Source organism: Streptomyces sp. NPDC054956 (genome assembly GCF_053609185.1).
Map to the genome: position 1 here is coordinate 1 of NZ_JBSGXB010000444.1, position 4,761 is coordinate 4,761.

4 protein-coding genes are annotated in these 4,761 nt (G+C 75.4%); 1 reads left to right on the forward strand and 3 read right to left on the reverse strand.

Features of this window, described 5'->3' with window-relative positions; all coding sequences use genetic code 11:
• Window positions 1–21: 21 nt before the first annotated feature.
• On the reverse strand, window positions 22–564 hold the full coding sequence (locus tag ACWGDE_RS36240) for a gluconokinase (protein ID WP_453393332.1): 543 nt from the start codon (window positions 562–564) through the stop codon (window positions 22–24).
• Window positions 565–765: 201 nt separating this feature from the next.
• On the opposite strand from ACWGDE_RS36240, the gene ACWGDE_RS36245 reads away from it, so the two are divergent.
• Window positions 766–2,850, forward strand: a complete 2,085-nt coding sequence (locus tag ACWGDE_RS36245) for an ATP-binding protein (RefSeq protein ID WP_453393333.1) — start codon at window positions 766–768, stop codon at window positions 2,848–2,850.
• Between the two features lie 33 nt (window positions 2,851–2,883).
• Here the strand turns inward: ACWGDE_RS36245 and ACWGDE_RS36250 are convergent, their stop codons facing one another.
• Window positions 2,884–3,354 carry an HflX-like GTP-binding protein gene (locus ACWGDE_RS36250; RefSeq protein WP_453393334.1) on the reverse strand — a complete coding sequence of 157 codons (471 nt, stop codon included), beginning with the start codon at window positions 3,352–3,354 and terminating at the stop codon, window positions 2,884–2,886.
• Window positions 3,355–3,440: 86 nt separating this feature from the next.
• Complete coding sequence (locus ACWGDE_RS36255) at window positions 3,441–4,301, reverse strand: NAD(P)-dependent oxidoreductase (protein WP_453393335.1); 861 nt, start codon at window positions 4,299–4,301, stop codon at window positions 3,441–3,443.
• Window positions 4,302–4,761: the final 460 nt, after the last annotated feature.

The following is a 4,761-nucleotide window of genomic DNA, read 5'->3' on the forward strand; positions in this document are numbered from 1 at the left end:
CCCCGGCCCCGCCGGGTGAGGTCAGTCGCCGTTCCGGCTCGCGCTCCCGCTCCCGTCCTCGGAGGCGGGAAGTTCCCGCAGCGCGGCGAGCGCCCGTGCGGTGACCTCCTGCGGGTCTCCCGATACGTCGATCACGACGCCGGCCTCGTCCGCGTGGAGCTCCTCCAGCGTGGCGAACTGCGAATCCAGCAGCGCGAGGGGCATGAAGTGCCCCTTGCGCGCCGCCATCCGCTTCTCGATGAGCGGCCGTTCGCCGGTGAGGTGGACGAACACGGTTCCCGGAGCGGTGGCCCGCAGCCGGTCGCGGTAGACGCGCTTGAGGGAGGACGCCGCGACCACCCCGCCATTGAGGCCGGCCCGGTTGCGCATCCACTCGCCGATGGCGTCCAGCCAGGGCCGGCGGTCCGTGTCCTCCAGGGGGGTGCCGGCCGACATCTTGGCGACATTGGCCGCCGGGTGGAAGGCGTCGCCCTCCGCGTACGGAAGGCCGAGCTCGTCGGCGAGCAGCCGGCCCACGGTCGTCTTGCCCGTCCCGGCCACGCCCATCATCACAATGACGCGCATCCCGAACACCTCGCTGTTCTCGTCGGCTCCGGCGCGTACGGCGCCCGGCCGACGGGTGCGGCGCCTCCGACCACTCAAACCCATCACGCGGTCGCTGTCCAAGGGTCCCGCACCCCGGAGTCGAAGCGGCCGCGGTCCGAGCGCCGCCGTCGGCGCCCGTTCCGGTGCCCCGGCGTCCGCTTTGTACGCCACACTGGGCGCGTGCTGGGAGATGGCGAGGGGTACGAAGGCGACGGGTCCGCCGCCTTCGTGGGGCGGACCGGTGAACTGGCCGCCCTCGACAAGGCATTGCGGGAACCCCGCGGACGGCTGGTCACGCTGACCGGGCCGGGCGGCGTCGGCAAGAGCCGGCTGGCCCGGCAGGCCGCCGGCCGTATGGAGGCCGCGGGCCCCGCGGGCCCGTTCCCCGACGGCGTGTACTGGGCCGACCTCTCCCCGCTGCCCGACGAGCGGCCACTCGTGGCCACGGTCGCCGACGCGCTCGACCTCGCCGACCACACCTCCCGCACCCTGTCCGCGGCGGTGCGCGAGTGGATCGGCGAGCGCCGGCTGCTCCTCGTGCTGGACTGCTGCGAACACCTGGTGACGGCCGTACGCGGCCTCGTGCGCGAGCTGCTCGACGCGGCCCCGCACCTCGTGGTGCTGGTCACCAGCAGGCAGCCCCTGGGGCCGGTGCGCGAACAGGTCCTGGACATCGGGCCGTTGCCGTACTCCTTCGACCCCCACGGCACCGAGGAGGCCCTCGCGCTCTTCACCCGGCGGGCCGCCGCTGCCGCCCCCGGGCAGGCGCCGCCCTGGACCGAAGCCAGGCTCGCGGCGGCCCGGGCCGTCTGTGCCCGCCTCGAAGGGGTACCCCTCGCGCTGGAACTGGCCGCCGCGCAGTTGACGGACCACACCGTCGAGGAACTCGCGGCCCGGCTCGCCCGCAGGATCGGCCGGCTGGCCACCGCCGCACCCGTCCAGCCGCCCCGCCACCGCGCGCTGCGCACCGCCATCGGCTGGAGCCACGAGTGGTGCGAACCGCGCGAACGGCTGCTGTGGCTGCGGCTGTCCGTCTTCGGCGGACCCTTCGACCGTGCGGCCGCGCGCGCCGTCTGCGCCGCCGCCCCGCTCGACGAGGCGGACGTGCCGCCCCTGCTCGACGCGCTCGTCGCCAAATCCGTCGTACGCCGAGGCGCGGACGGCTCGTACCGGATGCTGGACACGATCCGGGAGTACGGGGCCATGTGGCGGGAGGAGGCCGGCGAAGGCGAGGCGCTGCGGGCCGCGCACGCCGCGTACTTCACCGATCTGGTGCGCGCGGCCGAGCGGGACTGGCTGGGTCCCGGCCAGCGGCTCGGGTACCGGCGGGTCGCGGCGGTGCACGGAGACCTGTGCGCGGCCCTCGACCACCACCTGGCCACCGGCCCGGTCCGGGCCCTGGACCTGGCCGCGCGGGTCGGCTTCTACTGGGCCTGCTGCGGCCACCTGCACACCGCCCGGGGCTACTTGGAGCGGGGCCTGGCCGCCGCGAGGCCGGAGGAGGTGCCCGCGCCGGTCCGCGTACGCGCGCTGTGGGCGCTCGGCGTGACCCTGCTGCTCCAGGGCGAACAGGACCAGGCCCACCGGATCGCGGTCGGCTGCGAGGCCCTCGCCGCGGAACTCGGGGCGCGGCCGGCGCTCGACGCCGCGTACCTGCTGGGCCTGAGCCACCTGCTGGCCGGCCGGCCGCTGGCCGCGCGGATCGTCTCCGACAACGCGCTGGAGGCCTTCCCCGGCACCCCCTTCGACTCGGCGCCCAGGATCCGCTGCCACCTCGTACGGGTCTTCGCGCTCACCGGCACGGGCCTGTTCGGCGACGCGCGCGAGGAGGCCGAACTGCTGCGCGCCGGGTGCGCGGAACGGGGGGAGCACTGGACCCGGGCCTACGCCGACTACCAGCTCGCCCTGATCTGCCTGTTCGAGGGCCGCCCGGCCGAATCCGCCTCCCACGCCCGCGCCATACTGGAGAGCAAGCGGGAACTGGGCGACAGCTTCGGCACCGCGCTGGGCCTCGACCTGCTCGCGGCGGCCCGGGCGGCGGCCGGCGACGGGGTCGGCGCGGCCCGCGCGTACGGCACCGGACACGCCTACTGGCAGGCGGTCGGCCACCCGCAGCGTGGCACGCCCGAACTGGCCTCTGTACGCGAGGAGTTCGAACGCACCGCACGCGGGGCACTCGGCGACCGGGCGTACGAGGCGGCCTTCCGCGAGGGCGTCCGCCACGGCCACGCCCTGCGCACCCACCCGCGGCCGTACGGCGACTGAGCGCGAGCGCGATCCACGAGGAACGGCCCGGGCCTACGCGGCGGAGCCGTCGGTGGAATCGTCGGTGGGACCCTCCGCGAGGCTGACGGCGGGGCAGTCGAAGAGCTCGGCGAGGATCCGGCGCTGGTGGTCCGTGAGCGGGTTGACGAAGACCACCGCGTCGGCTCCGGTCGCCTCGCGGACCGCCGCCACCTCGCGGACCTTCCCGGACCGGATGAGGGTCCGCGGGGAGAACGGCCGGGACATGTTGCGCACGCCGCCGTCCTGGGCGCCGCGGCGCTGGGCGGCGCGGGCGAGCACCCGGACGCCCCGGGCCGTCAGCCCGGCAGCGGCCGCGTCCATGACCGCGCCGAACGCCTTGTCCTTCCCGGAGAAGAAGCCGACGAGCACCACCCCCGCCCCCTCGACCAGCACGGATGCGGCCGACCGGAGGGGGACCGGGGCGGACGTGCGCCCGGGGTTCGCCCGGGCCGAACGGTGGTCACGCCTGCGGTCCCTGTGCATGATCGGACCGTAGCCGGGCGGGGATACGGGGCGGTATCCATTTTCCCGGGCGAGGGCGGAGGCGGGCGCCGACCTCGGCGGGGTGGTCAGGGCTGGTCGGGGAAGCCCGCGAAATAGCCGGCGGCCATGTCCTCGCCGCCGTGGCCCAGGGCGTCGGCTCGGTGGAAGCGGGCCCGCGCGGCGACCGCCAGGTCCACCGAGACCCCGGCCGCCTCCGCGGCGTCGGCGATCAGGCCGGTGTCCTTCTCGGCGCCGCGCACCGTGAAGCTCGGCGTGAAATCGCGCTCCAGCACGGCCCGCATCTTGGCCTGGAGGTACGGGCTGTCCATCGGGCCGCCGGTCACGACCTGCGCGAACAGGTCCGTGTCCACCCCGAGCCCCTCGGCCAGCGCCAGGGCCTCGCCCACGGCCGCCGTCACGGTGATCGCGTAGCCGACCGTGGTCAGCTTCAGCCGGGTCGCCGCACCCGGCGCGTCCCCGACCCGCAGCACCTTGCTCCCGACGGCGGCGAACACCGGGTCCAGCCGGGGCTCGGCCGGGCCGGAGACCAGTACCACCAGCGTCCCCGCCTCGGCGGGCTCGCGCGTGCCCTGCACCGGGGCGTCGACGAAGACCAGCCCGCGCTCCTGGGCGAAGACGGCCAGCTCCTCCAGCGCCGCCACGCCGACCGTGCCCATCTGTGCCCACACCTGGCCGGCGCTCAGGCCCTCCTCGGCCGCGGCCATGGCCCGCGCGACGGCCGCGCCGTCGGCCAGCATGGTGATCACCACCCCGGCCCCGGCCACCGCCTCGGCCGGGCTGTCGCAGACCACCGCTCCGTCGGCGGCCAGGGCGGCGGCCTTCTCCCTGGTCCGGTTCCACACGCGGAGTTCGAGTCCTGCCTTGAGCAGGTTCCGGGCCATGCCCGATCCCATGATCCCGGTCCCCAGCAGTGCGACGGCGCTCACGGCTTCACTCCCATTCGGTCGTCCCTCAGGTCCCCCAGGGGGACAGTCTCCACGGGTCCGAGGACCGATCACGCCATTCGAGGCCTTCCGGACCGAATCCGGCCTGCCCGCCAGGAGTCCCACGGGCCCTATGCGAACGCGGCGGCCGCCTCGCTCGGCGCGCGGGCCACGAGCGCCGGATCGTACGGGGCCGGCGCACCGGGGGCTACGACCCGCACCGGCAGGTGGTCGCGGACGGGATCGGGAGGGGCAGCGCCGTGGCCCTGGAGGGCTGCGGCCGCTGGCAGGGAACGAGTGAACGTGAACGAGCACAGCAACGGCCGTCCGCTGAGGCGGGCGGCCGTTGCTGGCGATGGTCGCGGTACTACTTGGCGCCGAGGCCGGCGTCGGAGACCTCGGGCTTGCCGGCGGCCTTGAGGACCTTGTTCAGGAGCGTCAGGTCGTAGATGCCGGCGAGGTC